This is a genomic window from Lactobacillus sp. wkB10, from assembly GCF_000760615.1.
GTDB lineage: Bacteria > Bacillota > Bacilli > Lactobacillales > Lactobacillaceae > Lactobacillus > Lactobacillus huangpiensis.
Genome location: NZ_JRJB01000013.1, coordinates 43,788 through 64,450, shown reverse-complemented (window position 1 = coordinate 64,450; position 20,663 = coordinate 43,788). Strand labels below are relative to the sequence as shown.

Sequence of the window (20,663 nt, the reverse complement as noted above, 5' to 3'; positions counted from 1 at the left end):
ATAATTTATAATAAAAACGTGTTTTTAAAATTAAATAATTTATTGACAATTTTAACCACATTTATTAGGATTATATTATCTAATCATGTCAACTATATATTAGATAAATTTTTGGGAGAGGTAGTGTTATTTAAAATAAGTCAGGAAACTTGTTTGAAAAGATATTTTTTATCAATCGCTTAAAGAAAGGAAATGTTAAGAAATAAAAAAGCAGCTTCAATATAATTATCAATTGAAGTTGCTTACAATATTGTTAAGGATGAATTTTAAAGTGTCTCACTATGCTAAAGATAAAATTAGCCCTTAACGTAGAAAATTAGAAGTGAGAGAAATTAATTAAGGTCAATTAAACTCACTACTAGATTTAATGATACCACAGAAAGAAGTTTATAGTTGTTTAAATTTATGTTTTAGATAAACTAAAAAAATAATTATAAGCAATTAGATTTAATTTTAAAATTTTCTATGGATAAATATCTTAAAATCACATATACACTAACTTAAAGGTTGTACGGAAATTTCATACAACCTTTTTTGGCCGAATTGTATAACTTTAAAAGGAATGTCTAGCATTATATATAGCTCTCAGTCAAATACTATCGCATGTTTGACAGCTAAAATTGTTTTTCAGTTCATTTTATTATTCTAATATGCCAACTTTTAAGTGATATGATAGATAAGTTAGGTTTTAAGTAAGTGAGGTAAAAATGACAAAAGAAAAAGCAATTTATACTAAAGATGTGATACTAGTTATGGCAGCTTCATTCTTTTTTATGTTTAGTACCATGTTTGTGAACCCTTTGATTAATGGCTACGCTAAAAGTTTGGGAGCTAGTAGTGGCTTTGCTGGCTTGATTGTTGGAATTATGAGTATAGCAGCAATGTTTTTGCGGCCAATTGCAGGTAATTTGACAGATAAATTTTCGAAATACCGTTTATCTTTTATCGGCGGAATTCTCATAGTGGTCGGTGTAACCGGCTACGTAATAGCACCGGCAAGCAATTGGCTGCTCCTTTTTCGTTTAATTAACGGTTCAGGTTATGTTCTTTGCACCGTTTGCATGACCACTTGGCTTGCCTTTTTGGTACCACGTGCTCACGTTGGTCAAGCAATGGGATTTTACGGTCTGATGAATGCACTTGCGATGGCTGTTGCTCCGGCACTGGCCATTAGTACTTATCAAAAAACAGGATACAGAACTGCCATCATTGCTTCTGCTGTTTCAGCCTTTTTAATGGTCATTATAATTCAATTTGTTGGCAATAAAGCAAAACCAAAAGAAATTAAGTATAGCGAAAAGAAGAAATCATTTTTACATATCAAAATTATTCAGAAAAATGTATTGCCTATAGCAATGCTCACCACTTTATTTGCTTTTCCTTATTTTGCTACACAAGCCGATCTCGTTACTTATGTTGAAGAACGTCATTTGAGTGTAAATGTAGGCTCCTATTTTTTGATATATGCTGTTGTACTATTGCTTATTCGAATAGCTTTAAAAAACCTCTTTGATACTGTTAAATTTGGCACTTGGTTTTGGTATAGTGTTGTTGCTACTATGATTTACCTGATTTTGCTCGCAACAATGAAAAATAACTGGATAATGGCTCTTGCAGCTGCATTTATGGCTATTGGCTATGGCTTGATGTATTCGGTTTTACAGTCAACTGCAATGCTTTTAGCTCCCATAAGTGAGCAAGGTTTAGCCAGTAGCACGTTTTACTTAGGGCTTGACATTGGTATGGCTTTTGGTCCAATAATCATGGGATTTATAAATGACTTATTACCAGTCAAATACTTTTATTTGGTGCAATTAGTTTTAATACCTTTCATGATATTGATCTATTTCCATTATCGTGTTCGTCTGAACGGTGCAATTAGGCATCATTAAACCTTTTTCAAATAAAAGAAAAACTGACTAATCTCGTTTTAGTAAAGATTAGTCAGTTTTTAATATCTAATAAAATAATCGGCTTTGCTTTTTATTGGAATTTTTTACCCCATTCCCAAGGATCTTCGTGCCAAGTTTTTAAAGCTTCATATTCTGTTGAAGTTATATATTTCATCTCTTTTTCTTTTTGCAATAGTTCAGGATATGTTAATAGTGGACTATAGTCAACGTTAGCTTGAGCAAAGTTAGCTTTAGTATCTTTTAAATAATAAGTAAATATTGAACTCACGCCGATTACATTGCCGCCTTCTTTTTCAGTTGCTTTTACTGCATTAATAACTGAGCCACCAGTTGTAATTAAATCGTCGATTAGTACAATTTTGTCGTTGTTATTAAAGCGACCTTCAATTTGTTTACCTTTACCATGGTCTTTTGGCTTTGGGCGTACATAAATCATTGGCAAATTCAGTTTGTCAGCCACCCATGCTGCATGGGGAATACCCGCCGTAGCAACTCCTCCAATCACGCTTACACCTGGAAATTTTTCTTTGATAAGAACTGCTAAATCTGAAGCAATCCAATCACGTAAGTCAGGGTAGGAAACAGTCAATCTAAGATCAGTATAAATTGGTGAAAGCATGCCACTAGCATAAGTGTACGGTTTGTCAGGAGATATCGTTATAATTTTTTTCTCAACTAACTTATTAATAATTTGATCTTGATGCATTCTACTCAAACTCCTTTTTAATTTCTCGATATACTAAAGCGGGATTTTCGGCTTGCGTAATTGGACGGCCAACTACCAATGCAGTGGAACCATATTCTTTTGCTTTATGTGGCGTTGCAATACGTATCTGATCATCAGTGATATTGTCTACTAACCTAATTCCGGGCGTGACGTATAAAAAATCAGATCCTACTTTTGCTTTAAGATTTTTCACTTCAAGTGGTGAACATATCACACCATCTGCACCTGCTTTTTTTGCAGTTTGTGCCAGACTAACTACTTGCTCTGCCATTGATAATGAACAGTTTTGTTCATTTGCCAAAATTTTTTCTGAAATTGAAGTCAATTCTGTAACTGCTAGTAATTTGGGAGTTTCATTTCCAGCAGGTGTTCCATCTATCAACCCTTTTTTCGCCGCTAAAATCATTTCACTTCCGCCCAAAGCATGTACTGTTGTGCAGAAAATACCTAATTGAGCAATCTGTCTTGCAGCTTGATAAACTGTATTGGGAATATCATGTAATTTAAGATCCAAAAAAATCTGATATCCTTGTTTTACTAAACTTTTTACAAATTCCGATCCATAATGATAATAAAGTTCCATACCAATCTTTAAGTATGTTTCTTGGGGATGACCTAGTTTTGTTAGTAATTCAAGAACATCATTTTGGTTGTCAAAGTCCAAAGCTACAAATACTGCTTTTTCCATTAAAACCTCCACAAAAAAGCCTATTCTGGTACGAGAGTGCATCAAAATAGACCTTTTGTTTAATTTAAGTCTTGTTTTTAACTTGCGGTCTCTCTGTACCGTTTAAAGTTTATCATTAATGAGATTACCATTTTTGTTTATAAAATACAATAAAAATTTTGTTTTTAAAAAGTAAAGAAATTGTGTAAAATATATCCAAAAATAATTGTATTGACAGTGAGCTTACATTTTTGGAGGGTAAAATGACAAACATCAGTGTAAAATTGCCTGGACTTAATTTGAAAAACCCAGTGATGCCGGCCAGTGGTACTTTCGGTTTCGGAGATGTACCAGCAGCAAAAAAATTTGACTTGAACGAACTGGGAGCGCTAGTTATTAAAACTGCTACTCTGAAATCACGTTTAGGAAATCCGCAACCACAAATTGCAATTTTAGATAACGGTGTATTAAATTCAGTTGGTTTGACCAATCCAGGGATTGATAAAGTTATCAGCGAAAAGTTATCTAATTTAAAAAAGCAATATCCAACACTACCGATAATTGCCAGTGTAGGCGGTGAAAGCGAAGAAGGCTACATTGAAGTTGCTCAAAAACTGTCAGATTCAAAACTGGTTAATGCTCTAGAAATTAATGTTTCTTGTCCTAATGTAGCTCAAGGTGGGATGTCGTTTGGCGTTCACCCAAAAGTTGTGGAAAAGCTAACTGCAGAAATAAAAAATACAGTTGATTTGCCCGTTTTTGTAAAATTAACACCTAATGTAACTGATATAGTTGTGTTAGCGCAGGCAGCTGAAGCTGGTGGAGCGGATGGTTTATCCTTAATAAATACTGTAACTGGGATGAGAATTAACATAAAGACTCGCAAACCTCTTCTAGGAAATAATTTTGGTGGTTACTCTGGTTCTGCAGTGAAGCCCATTGCCTTATATCAGATTAATCAGGTAAGACGGGTTACTAATTTGCCAATTATCGGTATGGGTGGAATTGCATCTGCTGAAGATGTGATTGAATTTATGCTAGCTGGTGCTAGTGCTGTTGCTGTAGGTAGTGCACATTTTAAAGACCCTTTAGCTTGTCCGCATATTGTCCATGACTTACCGCAGGTTTTGAATAATTTAGGAGTCAATGATATTAAAGATTTAGTTGGTCAAGTTGAATATAATTAAAAAGCTAACATCAGCAATATCCAACTTTACTATTGACAATTTGAATTTGAAACAGTATATTTAAACAGATGTCCTTTAAAATTAGTCCCGTGAGGCTAGCAAGGAAAGCTCAATTAAGTATTGACTTTTACAAAGCATTTAGTCTCAAATAGATTAAATGCTTTTTTCATGGGCAATGTACTACAGGAGAAAAAAATGACAAAAGAAATTTGGGACGCCTCAGCAATGAAAAGAGCGTTGACAAGAATTACTTATGAAATCATTGAACGAAATAAAGGCACGGAGAATTTGGTTCTGGTAGGAATAAAAACTCGTGGTGTATATTTAGCTCAACGCATTCATGATCGTATTCAGAAGCTTGAAGGTGTTGATGTTCCACTCGGTCAACTTGATATTACCTTATATCGTGATGATCGTCATGATGCAACATTAAAATTAGATCCCGTTGTTAATTCAAGTGAACTGGGAGTTGAGATTAACAATAAACACGTGATATTAGTAGACGATGTGATTTTTACTGGTAGAACAATCAGAGCGGCAATGGATGCTTTAATGGATAAAGGCAGACCTAGTTCAATTGCCGTTGCTGCTTTGGTTGACCGTGGTCATCGCGAACTACCAATTCGAGCAGATTTCGTTGGTAAAAACATTCCAACTTCATCACATGAAGAGATAGCTGTTCATGTAGAAGAAATTGATAATAAAGACAATGTAGAATTAAAACCATTGCCGCAATAAAAAATCAATTCAACCGTTTAATTGGCTCCAGAGAGGGTCAGAAGGGTTTGAGTTCATTTTATTGAGTCTCTAACTATACTAAAAACCCTTTTGCTAAACCTGGAGCTGAAAAGCTTTAGGTTTATTTTTTTGGAAGAGAGTAAAAATGAAAAATATTAATCTTGTTACCCTAAAATCATTTGTAAGTGTCGAAAACTTAACAGTTGAAGAAGTAATGGCGCTTATTGAAAGAGCAGAGTACTTTAAAAAAGGTGGTGCCCGTCCACATCTAACACAACCAGTTTCTGTCACAAACATGTTTTTTGAAAATTCTAGCAGAACTCACACGAGTTTTGAAATGGCAGAAAGAAAATTAGGATTAAGCGTAATACCATTTGACCCTGCTCACAGTTCAACCAAAAAAGGTGAAACGCTTTACGATACTTCGCTTATCATGGCAGCTCTCGGGATTGATCTTGAAGTTATCAGGCATACTGAAAATGAATACTATAACCAACTGATACACCCAAAGCAAAACCAACACCTTGATATAGGCGTGATAAATGCCGGAGATGGAAGCGGTCAGCACCCTTCACAATGTATGCTTGACATGATGACAATTCACGAGCATTTTGGTCATTTTAACGATCTTAAGGTAGCTATAGTGGGTGATATTACCAATTCTCGAGTTGCTAAAAGCAATATGGAACTTTTGACCAGACTTGGAGCCAAAGTTTATTTCTCTGGTCCTGATTATTGGTATGACACACAATACGATAAGTATGGTGAATATAAACCAATTGATGACTTGATTAATAAAATGGATGTAATGATGTTGTTAAGAGTCCAGCACGAACGACATGCTGGTGATCCTAACGAAGCAAAATTTGATGCTCAAGAGTATCATGCAAAATATGGAATTAACCAAAAGCGATATGAGCAAATGAAAGATGATGCCATTATTATGCATCCGGGTCCTATTAACCATGATGTTGAACTCAGCGGTGACTTAGTTGAAGCTCCAAAGTGTCGGTTTGTAAGGCAAATGGAAAATGGCGTTTTTATGAGAATGGCAATGATTGAAGCAGTTATGCGTGGTCGCAAATTAGGGGGCTTGTCTTGATGACAACTGTGATTAAAAACGGCTATATTTATACTGGTGGAGAAATAGTACATGGTGACCTTTTAATTAAAAACGGTGTAATTTCAGCAATTGGTACTGGTTTAAAAGCAGAAAATATAATTGATGCCAAAAATAAATTAGTAAGCCCGGGACTTGTTGATGTACATGTTCATTACAGAGATCCTGGACAAACTGATAAAGAAAATGTCAGGACCGGTTCGCTGGCAGCAGCACATGGTGGTTTCACTACTGTCTGCGCAATGCCGAATGTAGTACCAGTACCCAATACACCAGAACTTATGAGTAAAATGGTACAAAACAATTGTGAAAATGGTGTAGTCCATATTTTGCAATATGCACCTATTACGGTTAATGAAGATACTAATGAAATTCCTGATTATGCAGCTCTAAAAAAAGCTGGTTGTGTTGCACTGAGCAATGATGGCAAAGGTGTTCAGAATGCCGGCACGATGTATTTGGCAATGCAAAGGGCGCAGGCAAAAAATTTAATTATTGCTGAACATGCTCAAGATGATACGTTGTTCAATCATGGCGTCATAAATGAAGGTCAAAAAGCTAGTGAATTTAATTTAGCTCCAATTACTGAATTAGCTGAAACAACTCAAATTGCCAGAGATTTATTATTGGCTCAAAAGACTGGCGTTCATTACCATGTTTGCCATGTTTCTACTAAGAAAGGCGTTGAACTGATCAGAATTGCTAAAAGTAAAGGTATTAATGTTACTTGTGAAGTTGCCCCTCATCATCTTTTATTAGGAGAAGAAGATATTATCAATGATAATGCTAATTTTAAAATGAATCCGCCTTTAAGAACTAAAGGAGATCAAAAAGCACTTTTAGCTGGATTGCTTGATGGCACAATTGACATGATTGCTACTGATCATGCTCCTCATACTGCAAGTGATAAACAAAATGGTTTTGCCACGGCTGCATTTGGTATTGTTGGTAGTGAAACGGCTTTTTGCGAACTTTACACTAAATTTGTTAAAACTGGTATTTTTACTCTTGAGCAGTTATTAAATTGGCTCACTTTGGCTCCCGCTAACGCTTTTGGCTTGAAAAAAGCTGGGAAAATAGCTTTAGGTCAACCGGCAGATATTGCTATTTTCGATCTTCAGAAAAAAGAAGCTATTAATTCAGCTAATTTTAAGTCAAAAGGGAATAATACTCCTTTTAATAATGATGCAGTTTACGGTCAAACGGTTTTAACAATGGTTGATGGCCAGATTGTTTTTCAAAGTGAGGAAAGTAAATGAGATATTTAATTTTAGAAGATGGCAGTGTCTATGCAGGCGAAGGCTTTGGTGGAAGTCAAGCGACTAAAGGTGAAGTCGTATTTACAACCGGAATGACAGGTTATCAAGAGGCAATTACTGATCAATCGTATGCTGATCAAATTTTAGTTTTTACTAATCCGTTAATTGGCAATTATGGGATCACGCTGGCAGATTATGAATCACTTGAGCCGGGCATAAAAGGAGTGATTTGCCATGAAGTAGCACGACATCCTGATAACTGGCGCATGCAAACCACTTTACCAGATTTTTTAAAAAGATTAGATGTACCTGGTATTCAAGGAATAGATACCAGAAAATTGGTTAAAAAATTACGTGCCTACGGTACAATGAAGGGTCAAATTTGTGATTCTAAGGAAAATTCTGCTGCGATTGCAGAGCAACTAAAAGCAAGTCAACTTTCAAAGGACGTAGTTAAAAGAGTTGCGACTACAAAATCTTATCCTGTGCCGGGCTCAAAGCGCAATATTGTTGTAGTAGATTTCGGACTAAAAAATAGTATCTTGCGTGAATTAAGCAAACGAGATTGCAACTGTATAGTTTTGCCTTATACTACTTCAGCTGAAAAAATTTTATCTCTTCATCCGGATGGCGTTTTGCTGTCTAATGGACCTGGAGATCCTTTAGAAATGCAGGGTCCAGTCAAAATGGTCCAAGAAGTAGAAAAGCATGTACCTTTAATGGGAATTTGCATGGGTCATCAAGTATTTGCTCTAGCTAATGGAGCGAATACTTATAAAATGAAATTTGGTCATCGGGGATTTAATCATCCTGTACGTGAAATAGCCACAGGAAATATTGGCTTTACCTCACAGAATCATGGCTATGCTGTTAGCCGAGATTCAATTGATCCTGATATTTTAATGGTTACTCATGTTGAAGTTAATGACGGTACTATCGAAGGTTTGCGGCACAAGAAATATCCTGCCTTTTCCGTCCAATTTCACCCTGATAGTACACCTGGCCCTCACGATGAAGAAGGTATCTTTGATTACTTTATGCAAATGATTGACCAAAGAAAGGATGTTGAAAATCATGCCTAAAAGAACTGATATTAAAAAAATAATGGTAATTGGTTCAGGACCAATTATTATTGGTCAAGCTGCAGAATTTGATTATTCCGGTACACAAGCATGCCTTGCTTTGCGTGAAGAAGGTTATGAAGTGGTTCTGGTTAATTCTAATCCTGCCACAATTATGACTGATACCACAATAGCCGATAAAGTTTATATTGAACCATTAACTGTAGAATCTGTATCACGTATTATCCGCAAAGAATTTCCTGATGCTATTTTACCGACTTTAGGTGGTCAAGTTGGTTTAAATATGGCTTTATCATTAGCTAAAAGTGGTATTTTAGATGAACTAAACATTGAATTATTGGGAACAAAGCTCAATTCAATTGAACAAGCCGAAGACAGAGAAAAGTTTAAAGAATTGTGCCAAAAATTAGGAGAGCCAGTGCCACCTTCAACTAGTGTAAAGACAGTGCAAGAAGCATTAGATTTTGGAGACAAAATTGGTTATCCAATCATTGTTCGCCCGGCATTCACTATGGGTGGAACTGGTGGCGGCATTTGCAATGACAGGGATGAACTCGCTAAAATCGCCAAAAATGGCTTGGAATTATCTCCCGTTACTGAGTGTTTAATTGAACGGTCAATAGCAGGGTACAAGGAAGTTGAATTTGAAGTCATGAGAGATCATGACGATAATGCCATGATTGTTTGTTGTATGGAAAACTTTGATCCTGTCGGTATCCATACGGGAGATTCAATTGTTTTTTCACCGTCTCAGACATTATCTGATAAAGAATATCAGATGTTGCGTGACTGTTCTTTAAAACTTATTCGGGCGTTAAAAATTGAAGGTGGCTGCAACGTTCAGTTAGCCCTTGATCCAAATAGTTTTAATTATGATGTCATTGAGGTTAATCCGCGTGTTTCCCGTTCTTCTGCCTTGGCTTCAAAGGCCACGGGTTATCCCATTGCTAAGATGGCTGCTAAAATCGCGGTGGGTCTTACTTTAGATGAAATAAAGAATCCAGTAACGGGCACTACTTTTGCAGAATTTGAACCAGCTCTGGATTATGTTGTTTGCAAAATACCACGTTGGCCCTTTGATAAATTTGCCAAAGCAAATCGTGAACTTGGCACACAAATGAAAGCGACTGGAGAAGTCATGGCTATAGGCAGAACAGCTGAAGAAGCCTTTCAAAAAGCTGTTCGCTCTTTGGAAATTGACCAAAAAGACTTTTATTCAGCTGAAGCACATGATGCAAGTGATGAAGAACTGGAAAATAAACTGGTTAAAGCTCAGGATGACCGTCTCTTTTATTTAGCGGAGGCTTTTCGCAGAGACTATGCAATGTCAGACTTACATGAATTAACCAAAATTAATTTCTATTTTCTAGATATTGTTAAGCATATTGTTGATCTAGAAAAGACTATTGCGGCTAATCCAGATGATCTGGCTGTGCTCAAAAATGCTAAGAAATATGGCTTTAGTGACCATACTATCGCAAATTTGTGGTATGAGGATGAAGACCAAGTGCGAGATTTGCGCAAGCAGAACCATTTAGTGCCAGTTTATAAAATGGTAGATACTTGTGCTGGAGAATTTATCTCACAAACTCCTTATTTCTATTCTACTTACGATACCGAAAATGAGAGTCGGAAGAATAGTAAAAAATCAGTTTTAGTTGTTGGTTCAGGTCCAATTCGTATTGGTCAGGGTGTGGAATTTGACTACGCCACTGTTCATTGTGTCAAAGCATTACAAAAAATGGGTTATGAAGCCATTGTAATTAATTCAAATCCAGAAACCGTTTCAACCGACTTTTCTGTTTCTGATAAATTATATTTTGAGCCACTTACTTTAGAAGATGTCTTAAATGTCTGTGATCTTGAGCAACCTGAAGGTGTAATTATCCAGTTTGGTGGTCAAACTTCAATTAATTTGGCAGCTGGGTTAGAAAAGCATGGCGTTAAAATCTTGGGTACCAGTGTGGAAGACCTGAACAGAGCTGAAGATCGCGAATTATTTGATCAAGTAGTAAAAGAATTGGGCTTGAAGCAACCGCAAGGAATTACGACTACTACACATGATGGTGTTATCAAAGCAGCAGATAAGTTGGGGTATCCGGTTTTAGTTAGACCAAGTTATGTTTTGGGTGGAAAAGCAATGGAAATTGTTTATAATCAGCCAGAACTTGAAGACTATTTGCAAAATCATGTGGATATTGCAAGCAGTCATCCAATCTTAGTTGATGATTATCTTGATGGGCGCGAGTGTGATGTCGATGCGATTTGCGATGGCGAAAGGGTCCTTATTCCTGGAATAATGGAACATATAGAACATGCTGGAGTTCACTCCGGAGATTCCATGGCTGTTTATCCCGCTCAAACATTTTCTCCCGCAATTAAACAAAAAATAGCCGACATTACTAAGAAGTTAGCGTTAAAGCTTAATTGTCGCGGAATAATGAATTTGCAGTTAATTGAGCGCAATGGTGAAATTTATATTATTGAGGTCAATCCTCGTGCTAGTCGTACTGTACCTTTTTTAAGTAAAATTACCTCTATTGAAATGGCGCAAGTGGCAACAAGAGTAATTATGGGTGAGAGTTTAAAAGAGCAGGGTTATGATGATGGCCTGGCACCGGAAACCAAAATGATTAGTGTTAAAGCCCCAGTGTTCTCATTTAGCAAGCTTTCTGATGTTGACAGCTACTTAGGGCCGGAAATGAAGTCAACTGGTGAGGTCATGGGTAGTGATTTTAGTTTTCCTAAGGCACTTTACAAAGCTTTCTCAGGTGCAAACATGCATATTCCTGACAGCGGCAATATTTTATTAACAATTGAAGACCGTGATAAACAAGAAATTTTGCCTATTGCCAAAAGATTTGCCCAAATCGGTTACCGTATTTTTGCTACCAGTGGCACAGCAACATTTTTAAAACAAAATCATTTACATGTTGCTTTGGTAGATAAAATTCATGAAGACACTGACACAAATATCTTAAATGAATTGAAAACTGGCAAAATCGATTTGGTAATTAATACTATGGGACATGATCTGGCTAAAACATCTGATGGCTTTGTCATTCGTCAGACTGCTATTCAGCAAAATATTCCGTTAATTACAAGCCTGGATACTGCACGTGCATTATTGACTGCTTTAGAAAACAGGTCGTTTGCTACAATAAACATAAAATAGAATTTTTAAATTAAAAAAGCAACTGTGTTTTTAAAACAGTTGCTTTTTATGTTCAACTTTGAAAAGTACTGGCATAAATAAAATTTAATTTATTTAATACTGAATTTAATGGCAGTTTCAGAAAGATCAATTGTGTAATCTGTGGTTTCAAGAGGCCTTTTGGTCATTCCCTGGTCAGTAGAATAAATAATTAAACAAAGTTTGCTGCCTGCCGGCAATGTGTAATAAGTTGGTTGTAATTTAAACTGTAAGTCGTAAAACTCGCCGGCTTTAATACTACGTGGCTTTTTCATATCTGCGTAATTCTGCAGATTCATGTGAGCCTTGGTAATTAATTTAGCATGAGTTAACTTGTCAGGCATGAACTCTTGCAAAGAGTCAAGTTGAAAATGAAAACCCAGTTCTTGTCCGCCAGACATTAAAATTTTCGGGGTAGCAGTCAACCGTTTGCGATCAGCAATTTCTACCAGAGCAACAGAAATTTGTCCTTTGGTAAGACTTGATGAAACACTCATTCTTATTTCTGGTCGACCAACTATAGTTACGGGATGAATAAATTCATCTGTAGTAAAACGCAAACTGGCTTTTGACCATTTTTCTTTACCACAAATAAATTGGTTTTGCCAGTCATTCTCAGAAATTTTTGCTTTTTTAAATTCAGTTCCGCCTACATCAGTAAAGGAAAGTTTTTGCTTGCTACTAGTATCTTTGGTTAACTCATTATCTGAATTAGGGAAATAAACAGTTTCCCTGCCAATGTCATTACACCAATCCTTTTCTTTGTGCCACTTATCTGCTTTTAGATTATCTTGAATAAGCACAGTTGGCCACTGCTTGTATGCGTTATTTTCAATGCCCAAGAGTTCATGAACCAGCCATAAATTCATTAGATCAGTAAAATCAATTGAAACCAAATTATTCATATTATAATGAGGTCCCTGATGCAAGAAAAGGTGATGTGCAATAGGAAGGTTTTTGACCTTTTGCCAAATTTTATAGACGTTCTTAGGCTTGACGTTCCAGTCATTTAGACCATGAACGCTAATCCAGGAGCACTTAATATTATCGGTATGATGTCGGTAGTTGCGCTTTTCCCAAAAATCTGAATACTGACCAGTCTTGCGATCGGCCTTTTCTAATAAAATCTTCTGCATTTCGTCAAACTTTGGCTTAATTTTTAAATAATCTCCAGCATCCCACAAGTTCGATTGACAAGTTTCTGCAAGCATATCCAAATCTTCACCTTGGCAATCTTCTGGTGCAATTACCAGGCCATGTTCACGGTAATAATCATACCAGGAAGAAATGGCAGCTTCAGAAATAACTGTTTTTAACCCAGGAACACCCGTAGTAGCAATGGCTATTTGCAATGTGCCTAAATATGAACGACCAGTCATCCCAATATTTTTATTACACCAAGTTGCTTTAGTTTCGTGCTGCCTTGTTCTATCAGTATAAGCAATACGATCTCCGTGCAACCATTCAATTATTTCCTTGGCACTTTCAGTTTCTTCCGGAGCACCAGTAATTCTAAGACCATCACTGCCTCGTGTCCCGATAGCGCCAGCAAAAACACTGGCAAATCCACGAGCCAGCATATATTCGTTCAGACCGTAGGAAGATTTGCCGGTGGCTTGTTCTACCGGCCTAGATGAGTTTTCACTATCCAGTGGCTTTTTGGCTTTAACAATTGCAGAAGCCTGATATTGTGGGTTAGTCCACTCAGTGGCATCAGTCAAATTTTCATCTACGTTGTGGTTGCGCTTTTCGTTATCAATGATACCGCCAAAATAGGGACTAGCAGTGTAAAGAGCAGGAACCGGTAAAGTTTCACTTTCAATTGGACGAAAAATTGTTGTTTGTAAAAGATCACTCTTCCCATCACCGTCTGTATCCAAATCACTTTCAACATAAACGACTTCTCTGATCACTTTGCTGGTATCAAAAACAGGCATGCTTTTACCATTAAAAAAGAGAAACTCATTGGGCGCAAATTCCGTTTTTCTATTGTAAAAATAGCCTTGACCAGCCATGACATCTATTAGCAGTTGTCCATTTTTGGCACGAGTATTAAGCAAACGATAAAAAGCTTGAATAAGAGATTTCTTGTCGTTAATTTTCTCAATGTAAGGTAATGCCTGCTTTTCCATAAAAGCCAAAGGGTCATTTGGTTGATAATCATAGCCAACATGGTAGCCAAGAAGTTGCAATGCAACATTATAAAATTGGCTAGAAGTAATTTCCTCGGGATTGGTATCTAAAAAAGCATTGAAAGGTTGGACATCTGAAACTGCAAACTCAGCTAATTTTGCTTTGCGGGCACTTTCGTCTCGTGGATCAATCACTGCCACTGCATTTGCGGTAAGTTCTTCTAAAAGATTTGAAAAAGAACGTTTTTCATAATCTATTGGTAAAAATTTAATTTGCAGTAATTCTTTAACTTCTTCTTTGTAATCAGTTTTCACATAAGCATATTGGTTATACTTCATAAAATTCTCCTTTTTGTATTATTTTACCTGTAAACATTGATATTAGAAAGCCGATTAATAAAAAAGAAGGTACTGTTTTCAATACCTCCTTTTTAAATTTTATAGCCAAACTTTTTCGTAAATTTTTTCATTAAAACCACAGGTCAATTTTTTACCTTCAACAACAAGAGGCCTTTTTATTAGTTTTCCGTTCTTGGACATCATGTCAGCGGCATCCTCAATAGACATATCTGCAATTTGATCTTTAATGTGTAATTTACGATAATCTTGACCATGAGTGTTAAAAAAATATTTTAAGCCACGATCTTCGTGTTGAGTAAGCCAGTTAATTAAATCAGATTTCTTAGGCGGCTCATCGACTAAATCTTGAAAATCGAACATAACATTGTGTTCCGTAAGCCATTTCTGAGCAGCTCTTGAAGTAGAGCAACGCTTGTAACCATAGAATTTTATCATTTTCATACTCTCCTTTACTTTAATTATAGCAATAAGGCAGATAAACAAGAAGAGTAGGGCATTTTAAACTAACTGAAATCTAGTTCAAAGTCTTTACTTGTAAAAAGATGAACTTTGTTATTGAAGAGGTAATTCATTGCTATACCTAATGCAATTGGTAATACAAAGAAAAGAACTGCAATTAGTAAAATATTAAAAAGATTCGCTGGGCGATTTGCCATGGCGGCAATAGGACCAATTAATCCCGAAAAGCCAAATCCTGCACTCATTGGTGTACCTTGAATTTGAAATACTGCACCTAGAGCGCCCATTATACCTGCGTTAATTAAAAGTGGAATGAGTAATTTGGGATTAGTCATTAGGTTTGCCATTTGCATTTTAGGAGAACCCAAGAAGTGGGCAATTGATGTACCAAAACTATTTGCTTTCCAACCGAAAACAGCTAAGGAGAAAGCAACGGCTGTGATACCTAAATTGGCAGAGCCCGAAGCTATGCCAGAGATGCTTATCGCAGTAGCTATACCGACTGAAGAAATAGGAGAAACGATAAGTAATCCAAATACTATTCCCATCAACATTCCCATAATAATTGGTTGCAATGCTGTCAATTTTTCAACTCCGACACCAATCAAACTGGTTAATTGACCAACAGGGATTCGGGTAAGACAGCCAATTCCTCCAGCTATTAGCAGAACGAGCAGTGGAACTAATAGAATTGTGTATGCTTTTAATTTCTTACCAAAAAACAAAACTAAGCCGTAAGCTATCATAATAGTGATAGCCGTATTAATAACGTCACCACTGCCCATAACTGCAACTTTACCTTTGTTCATCACAAAGTTGCCAGCTCCGGCTGTTGCCGCTAAAGCAATAGATGAAGTTTGGATTGGTGTTAATTTACCAGTCATACCTACACAGACAGCACTGATTGCTGGCAACAATGCCGAAGCAAAGGTGGTTAAAGCTAAAATAAAGCTTAATTGGGGCATGCTTGGCAGCAATGCTTTTACCAACTGGTTAATTAATGCTCCAGGAATTAAAGCAACAACTATACCTGTTGATAAGCCATTTAGTGTATCTAACGTAATCTTTTTTAAAGTATTCATTTTACTCTCCCAATAAAAAACTCACACAGATGACGACAACTGTGTGAGTCTTCAGAGAAGAAAGTACTTAAATCTTTAAAACACACAATTGTCATGAAGATTGAACTGTGTGTCTAAGACAATGACAAACTAGGCACTCAGATCAAATAGCTGAAGTACCAGAAATAATATTTAACTTGCGGTTGATTAATTTTTTTAATTGCCGTCATAATCTTTACCTCTCATAAATATTTAAGCAATATCATAACTTAATAGCATAAAAAAAGCAAGAGAATTTTTAAAGAAAAAAATTCTTTGGTATATCAAGCTTTAAGCATCTAATAGTCTTTTTGTTGGGAAAGAAAAAGTTAGTTAATTATTAAAAAAATATTTTTTCTTTTTCAATTAGCAAAATAGCTTGCAAAAATTTGAATAACTTTTTTGAATAACTGGTTGGTAACGACTAAAATAATGACAAGTAAAAATAATAATTCAGTTTTGTAATAAAAAATATAGAAAGAAGTGTTTATTATCTCACTGTTTATTAATTGCATCAGTTTTTTAGGAGATTGGTTGTTGTTTGCCTTTCCTCTTTATCAAGGATTAATGGAGCTTTATGATTATGAATGGTTTTTGAAGGAATTTAACCAATCAAGTAAAGCACAACCAAAAATTTCTCCTTTGTACTGGATTATACCTATTGTAAAAATTTATCTTGAAAAACGGCGTGCAGTCAAGATTTTAGGTAGTATTATCAAAAATGAATCTGATTTGCGTACAGCTATGAGTTTTATTGATAAGGCTACTGCCTGGTATTTTGTTTCTCTTGGTGGTTGGTTGAAGATGGTATCTTCTCTGTATGAATTTATCGGAGAACTTCATGAAGACAGCATTTTATTGCTGGTTATCGGAACAGTTGTTTTAACTTTTTTGGGAATTTTCTCAGGTTATTACCGGTTAAATCCTAAACGGCAAAGGGTGCTGATATCAAAAATCAAGAAAAATTAGTGGCAAGCTGGTTAAATTATAGAAGAGATTCTGTTTTTGATTAAAATGGCTAATTATTTAAAAGAGTCTGGGAAAAAACTAGTTCTCAGACCATGAAAAAAGAACGATGATTTCACCGTTCTTTTTTATACTTTAAGCTTCTGCCTTGATATTATTAAATCGCCACAAAATAAAAACAAAAAGAAGGTGTAAAAACGCACAACTGGGTAACACATAATTTGGGGAATACAGACCACAGCGATCCTTACGACTATTTGTCAAATTTTGCTAGCTACGGCAGCTTGGACAGATGTCTCCTCTTAGGTCTCTACAATAAAAATATCCAAAAGCTAGAAAAAGAAAAAATGAAATTTGATCATTATAATTATTTTTAATTTTTTAAATAAAAAAACTCCCAAATGGGAGCTATAAAGTAAAAGAAGTTTGAAAGTAACTTCTAAATTAATATTAACTTTTTTTAGAAAAAATTGCAAAACATTATTTGCGATGAACTCTAAAGAATGTATTACATAATATGTAAGGAGGTGAGAGACATGAAGAAAAAAGGAAACAAAAAAGCTCTAAAGCTTCAACTTTAGAACTTATAGGAACAGGTGCTTCAATCATATCAGCAATAATAGCACTGCTCGAGTACTTACATTTAAACTCTAGTAGCAAGGGGAAGCCAAACACTCCCTTACTGCTATAATATAAAACATTATGGATGAAATGGCAATGAGTAAACGTACCTCGTGGACAATAATTTTAGCATGTGCAATTATTATAATTGTTTTAAGAGTATTAATGATGTTGAGAGGATAAAATTTATGGTAACTGATGCTAGAAAACGGGCTAACAATAAGTGGGATAAAAATAATAAAGAGCGTTTGTTGTACTTAAATAAGAGGTCGACTGCTAAAAATTTTATTTTAAAATTAGCCACTGAAGAAGACCTAAAAAGTATTGAAAAATATGTGATTGAACGTAAAAAATTATTAAAAAGTTGTTGACAATATACATCCATAGGTATATTTATAAGGAGGTAAGGAGATGAAAAAAAGAGAAAATAAAAAGCTACTATCGAGCTCCACTTCAAAATAAATCTCGGGATAATAGCTTTTAAAATTATCTATAAAAGATGAAAAACAGGGAAAAGGCTTCTCTTCTTTGTTTTTTATAAAAACATTATATTATAGAAAAGTCTCTGTTACAATGAATAAAATTTATAACTTTGAAACTAAAAAAGGAAATTTGACAATCAAAACAAAGATTGACTTAAGACTCAAAACATTCTGTAAAACAATATTAGTTACAGTTATGGTAATTGTTTTAATTTTAGGAGTGATCAAATGGCTAAACTAACTGAGGCTCAAAAGCGAGCAAATAAAAAGTGGAATGATGCGCATAAAAAAAGAATGAATTATATTAGGAAAAGATCAGATTCTAAAAATTTCATTCTTAAATATGCAGATGAAGAAGATCTAGACAAAACATTAGAATACATCAAGATAAGAAGAGAAGAGCTAAAACAAAATAATTGATCATTTTTTTAACATTTGGAGATCTTAAAAATCCCATAATGTATATTTATAAAGGAAATAGAAAAATAGCTCTAGCTTAATTGCTAGGGCAATTTCTATGTTAGCCAACTTTAAACTTAATAATAATCAATAAAAATAAAATTGTTGATATAACGGGATTTATAATTAGTAAAAATCGATAAAAACCATTTAAAATGATCCGGGTGAGATTCGAACCCACGACCCACGGTTTAGAAGACCGTTGCTCTATCCAGCTGAGCTACCAGACCGACAGTTTTGCGTATTCCTGCGCAAGAACATTAACTATTATAGAGAAAAGTTTTTGTAATTGCAACCGGAAATTTCTTTTTTATCCAACTTATTTTTAAAGTCAAATAGATAATAAAGAAAGGAGTACAAATTGATTTGTTAATTGTATTTCATAATCTGTATAATAAAGAAAAGCGAAGAACGAAAGATAGGAAATAGCATGAAACATAAAATTATAAAATTGATATCTCTACTGGGAGTTCTATTATTTTGTTTTGTTTCTGGACAAGAAGTAAAAGCCGATGTTGATTATGATATTGCTAAAAACATCACTACAGCTAAAGTTAACTCAGACGGGTCGTTGACGATGAAAAGGGCAATTACGTATAAATTCAACAGTTCTGCAAATGGAGTTTTTTATCGCCAAAATCTACAATCGAATCAGAAAATCGATGATGCGTCAGTAAAAGTGGCAGATGGCAACGACAAGGGTCACAAAACTGATGATTATGATCTTAAAAGAAATAAAAAGGGTTACCGTTTTAAAGTATTTCATAATATAAAGAGTAATAGTCGCTTTACTATTACTTATTTTTACCGTATCACTAATGCCATTACCAATTACCGTGATGTAGCCGAACTTAATTTTAAAATTATTGGCGACGGTTGGGACACCGACTTAGACTATGTTAAAGCAAGCGTGATTTTTCCAGGACCTGTTAAAGGTTTAAAAGCATGGGCACACGGACCACTTGATGGTCATCTACAAGTTAATCCTCAAAAAGGGAAAATAATCATGACAGCTGAAAATCTTGCTGGCGATACCGGTATTGAAGTGCATACTATTTTTCCTCCTAAAATCACTGCCAATAATCAAAATGTCAAAAATAAGAATCACCGCCAAGCAGTGATAAAACAGGAGAAAAAATTAACACAGGATACTTTATTAAATCAACAAAAAAGGACAAAAATAAGTCTTTTGCTAATTGCTTTGAGCTTAATTGCAGGACTTTTAGGTATCATAAAGGGTTTTAGGGCCAAAAAAATTGGTTTCATGCCCCGCAAGAGTCGTGAATTGGCTCATAACTATGAAATACCTGACGTGGATCCAATATTAGCTCAAATTTTGGATACTGCAAAGCAACCGGATAATCGGGCGTTTACTGCCTATTTTATGGAACTGGCAGCGCAGAAAAAAATTAAGATTGAAGATTATAAAACCCATCTTAAAACTTATTATCGGATAACTGCGATAGACGAAAGCATAATTGACGAGAGCCGTTTAATGAAAACTCTCTTTAACAAAATTGGGGACGGAACTAGTTTTACCACTCAAGCCCTAAAAAAATATCATGGTAAGAAACTAGGAAACGACTTTGATTTTTGGGCAGGAGATTATTTTGACAGCAAGGAAAAGCAAGTTTATTTGCCTGATTCATTAATAAATCGAAAAAATAAAAATATTGCTATCATAATTTTAATGATGGTCATCAGTTTTGCTGCTTCTGTAACAGCTCTAATGAGCTCACTTAAGTTTATTTTAGTGATAGTTTTTGGCGAAGCTTCGATCCTAATTTTGAGTTTACTGGCGCTGATTTTCAGTATCAGGAAGACAGGTATTTATTCAGAAAAAGGAAAGATTGAAACCGAAAAGATACGTGGTTTCAAGAAAATGTTGAAAGATATCGGTAAGTTTAAGATGAAGGATGTTGGTGACATCATTTTATGGGAAGATATCATGCCTTATGCTGTTGCTTTTGGTCTAGCTAATAAAGTGATGAAACAGCTAAAAATTGAATTTAGTCAAGAAGAATTGGCAAAGAGTGATTACTTTTACTATGGTTTTGCCTCTAATACTGGCAAAGATAGCTTTTCTGCCAACTTTGATTCTTGCTTTAACGACAGTATATCTACTGGCTCAAGCAGCTTTTCCAGTGGTTCATCTGGTGGCTTCGGTGGAGGATCCGGTGGTGGAGCTTTCTAATTTC

16 protein-coding genes and 1 tRNA gene are annotated in these 20,663 nt (G+C 35.2%); 11 read left to right on the top strand and 6 right to left on the bottom strand.

What is annotated here, in order from left to right; all coding sequences use genetic code 11:
- The first annotated feature begins 707 nt into the window (after positions 1–707).
- A complete protein-coding gene (locus tag LACWKB10_RS08890) occupies positions 708–1,892 on the top strand; it encodes an MFS transporter (RefSeq protein WP_034981388.1) in 1,185 nt (394 codons plus the stop codon).
- A 91-nt stretch (positions 1,893–1,983) separates the two neighbouring features.
- On the opposite strand, the gene pyrE is transcribed toward LACWKB10_RS08890, so the two are convergent.
- Together pyrE and pyrF are read right to left on the bottom strand one after the other, a co-directional pair.
- Entirely contained in the window at positions 1,984–2,619 is a 636-nt protein-coding gene (gene pyrE, locus LACWKB10_RS08885) for an orotate phosphoribosyltransferase (RefSeq protein WP_034981385.1), read from the bottom strand.
- Between the two features lies 1 nt (position 2,620).
- The gene (gene pyrF, locus LACWKB10_RS08880) at positions 2,621–3,328 is read right to left on the bottom strand and encodes an orotidine-5'-phosphate decarboxylase (protein WP_034981382.1); all 708 of its coding nucleotides are present in this window, start codon (positions 3,326–3,328) and stop codon (positions 2,621–2,623) included.
- Between the two features lie 242 nt (positions 3,329–3,570).
- On the opposite strand from pyrF, the gene LACWKB10_RS08875 reads away from it, so the two are divergent.
- The 6 genes from LACWKB10_RS08875 (at position 3,571) to carB (ending at position 11,868) form a co-directional block, all read left to right on the top strand.
- A complete protein-coding gene (locus tag LACWKB10_RS08875; protein WP_034981379.1) occupies positions 3,571–4,494 on the top strand; it encodes a dihydroorotate dehydrogenase in 924 nt (307 codons plus the stop codon).
- 195 nt (positions 4,495–4,689) lie between these two features.
- Positions 4,690–5,232: a bifunctional pyr operon transcriptional regulator/uracil phosphoribosyltransferase PyrR gene (gene pyrR, locus LACWKB10_RS08870; protein WP_034981376.1), complete on the top strand. Its 543-nt coding sequence runs from the start codon at positions 4,690–4,692 to the stop codon at positions 5,230–5,232.
- Between the two features lie 145 nt (positions 5,233–5,377).
- A complete protein-coding gene (locus LACWKB10_RS08865) occupies positions 5,378–6,334 on the top strand; it encodes an aspartate carbamoyltransferase catalytic subunit (protein WP_034981373.1) in 957 nt (318 codons plus the stop codon).
- Positions 6,334–7,611 (top strand): dihydroorotase, encoded by a 1,278-nt coding sequence (locus LACWKB10_RS08860; RefSeq protein WP_034981370.1) that lies wholly within the window; start codon positions 6,334–6,336, stop codon positions 7,609–7,611. Before LACWKB10_RS08865 ends, LACWKB10_RS08860 begins: the two co-directional genes overlap by 1 nt.
- A complete protein-coding gene (locus LACWKB10_RS08855; protein WP_034981368.1) occupies positions 7,608–8,693 on the top strand; it encodes a carbamoyl phosphate synthase small subunit in 1,086 nt (361 codons plus the stop codon). Before LACWKB10_RS08860 ends, LACWKB10_RS08855 begins: the two co-directional genes overlap by 4 nt.
- Positions 8,686–11,868: a carbamoyl-phosphate synthase large subunit gene (gene carB / locus LACWKB10_RS08850; RefSeq protein ID WP_034981365.1), complete on the top strand. Its 3,183-nt coding sequence runs from the start codon at positions 8,686–8,688 to the stop codon at positions 11,866–11,868. The genes LACWKB10_RS08855 and carB overlap by 8 nt, the downstream gene beginning before the upstream one ends.
- A gap of 89 nt (positions 11,869–11,957) precedes the next feature.
- Here carB and LACWKB10_RS08845 read toward each other — a convergent pair whose 3' ends face one another.
- The 3 genes from LACWKB10_RS08845 to LACWKB10_RS08835 all read right to left on the bottom strand — a co-directional run bounded on the left by LACWKB10_RS08845 (position 11,958) and on the right by LACWKB10_RS08835 (position 15,919).
- Positions 11,958–14,357: a Xaa-Pro dipeptidyl-peptidase gene (locus tag LACWKB10_RS08845; RefSeq protein ID WP_034981363.1), complete on the bottom strand. Its 2,400-nt coding sequence runs from the start codon at positions 14,355–14,357 to the stop codon at positions 11,958–11,960.
- A 99-nt stretch (positions 14,358–14,456) separates the two neighbouring features.
- Entirely contained in the window at positions 14,457–14,813 is a 357-nt protein-coding gene (locus LACWKB10_RS08840) for an arsenate reductase family protein (RefSeq protein WP_034981361.1), read from the bottom strand.
- A gap of 68 nt (positions 14,814–14,881) precedes the next feature.
- Positions 14,882–15,919, bottom strand: a complete 1,038-nt coding sequence (locus LACWKB10_RS08835; protein ID WP_034981359.1) for a PTS transporter subunit IIC — start codon at positions 15,917–15,919, stop codon at positions 14,882–14,884.
- Between the two features lie 555 nt (positions 15,920–16,474).
- On the opposite strand from LACWKB10_RS08835, the gene LACWKB10_RS09935 reads away from it, so the two are divergent.
- The 3 genes from LACWKB10_RS09935 to LACWKB10_RS08820 all read left to right on the top strand — a co-directional run bounded on the left by LACWKB10_RS09935 (position 16,475) and on the right by LACWKB10_RS08820 (position 18,426).
- Positions 16,475–16,906: a hypothetical protein gene (locus LACWKB10_RS09935; RefSeq protein WP_052060376.1), complete on the top strand. Its 432-nt coding sequence runs from the start codon at positions 16,475–16,477 to the stop codon at positions 16,904–16,906.
- Positions 16,907–17,712: 806 nt separating this feature from the next.
- Positions 17,713–17,895 carry a hypothetical protein gene (locus tag LACWKB10_RS08825; RefSeq protein ID WP_034981357.1) on the top strand — a complete coding sequence of 61 codons (183 nt, stop codon included), beginning with the start codon at positions 17,713–17,715 and terminating at the stop codon, positions 17,893–17,895.
- A 339-nt stretch (positions 17,896–18,234) separates the two neighbouring features.
- Positions 18,235–18,426, top strand: coding sequence for a hypothetical protein (locus LACWKB10_RS08820; protein WP_034981355.1), 192 nt, complete (start codon positions 18,235–18,237; stop codon positions 18,424–18,426).
- Positions 18,427–18,621: 195 nt separating this feature from the next.
- Here the strand turns inward: LACWKB10_RS08820 and LACWKB10_RS08815 are convergent.
- Positions 18,622–18,695, bottom strand: a tRNA-Arg gene (locus LACWKB10_RS08815).
- 200 nt (positions 18,696–18,895) lie between these two features.
- Between LACWKB10_RS08815 and LACWKB10_RS08810 the strand changes: the two genes are divergently transcribed.
- The gene (locus tag LACWKB10_RS08810; protein WP_034981353.1) at positions 18,896–20,659 is read left to right on the top strand and encodes a DUF2207 domain-containing protein; all 1,764 of its coding nucleotides are present in this window, start codon (positions 18,896–18,898) and stop codon (positions 20,657–20,659) included.
- Positions 20,660–20,663 lie beyond the last annotated feature (4 nt).

Bases quoted from the DNA above. Each gene is read 5' to 3' on its own strand.
- LACWKB10_RS08890 (WP_034981388.1), top strand. From the start codon at position 708: ATGACAAAAGAAAAAGCAATTTATACTAAAGATGTGATACTAGTTATG.
- pyrE (WP_034981385.1), bottom strand. From the start codon at position 2,619: ATGCATCAAGATCAAATTATTAATAAGTTAGTTGAGAAAAAAATTATA.
- pyrF (WP_034981382.1), bottom strand. From the start codon at position 3,328: ATGGAAAAAGCAGTATTTGTAGCTTTGGACTTTGACAACCAAAATGAT.
- LACWKB10_RS08875 (WP_034981379.1), top strand. From the start codon at position 3,571: ATGACAAACATCAGTGTAAAATTGCCTGGACTTAATTTGAAAAACCCA.
- pyrR (WP_034981376.1), top strand. From the start codon at position 4,690: ATGACAAAAGAAATTTGGGACGCCTCAGCAATGAAAAGAGCGTTGACA.
- LACWKB10_RS08865 (WP_034981373.1), top strand. From the start codon at position 5,378: ATGAAAAATATTAATCTTGTTACCCTAAAATCATTTGTAAGTGTCGAA.
- LACWKB10_RS08860 (WP_034981370.1), top strand. From the start codon at position 6,334: ATGACAACTGTGATTAAAAACGGCTATATTTATACTGGTGGAGAAATA.
- LACWKB10_RS08855 (WP_034981368.1), top strand. From the start codon at position 7,608: ATGAGATATTTAATTTTAGAAGATGGCAGTGTCTATGCAGGCGAAGGC.
- carB (WP_034981365.1), top strand. From the start codon at position 8,686: ATGCCTAAAAGAACTGATATTAAAAAAATAATGGTAATTGGTTCAGGA.
- LACWKB10_RS08845 (WP_034981363.1), bottom strand. From the start codon at position 14,357: ATGAAGTATAACCAATATGCTTATGTGAAAACTGATTACAAAGAAGAA.
- LACWKB10_RS08840 (WP_034981361.1), bottom strand. From the start codon at position 14,813: ATGATAAAATTCTATGGTTACAAGCGTTGCTCTACTTCAAGAGCTGCT.
- LACWKB10_RS08835 (WP_034981359.1), bottom strand. From the start codon at position 15,919: ATGAATACTTTAAAAAAGATTACGTTAGATACACTAAATGGCTTATCA.
- LACWKB10_RS08825 (WP_034981357.1), top strand. From the start codon at position 17,713: ATGGTAACTGATGCTAGAAAACGGGCTAACAATAAGTGGGATAAAAAT.
- LACWKB10_RS08820 (WP_034981355.1), top strand. From the start codon at position 18,235: ATGGCTAAACTAACTGAGGCTCAAAAGCGAGCAAATAAAAAGTGGAAT.
- LACWKB10_RS08810 (WP_034981353.1), top strand. From the start codon at position 18,896: ATGAAACATAAAATTATAAAATTGATATCTCTACTGGGAGTTCTATTA.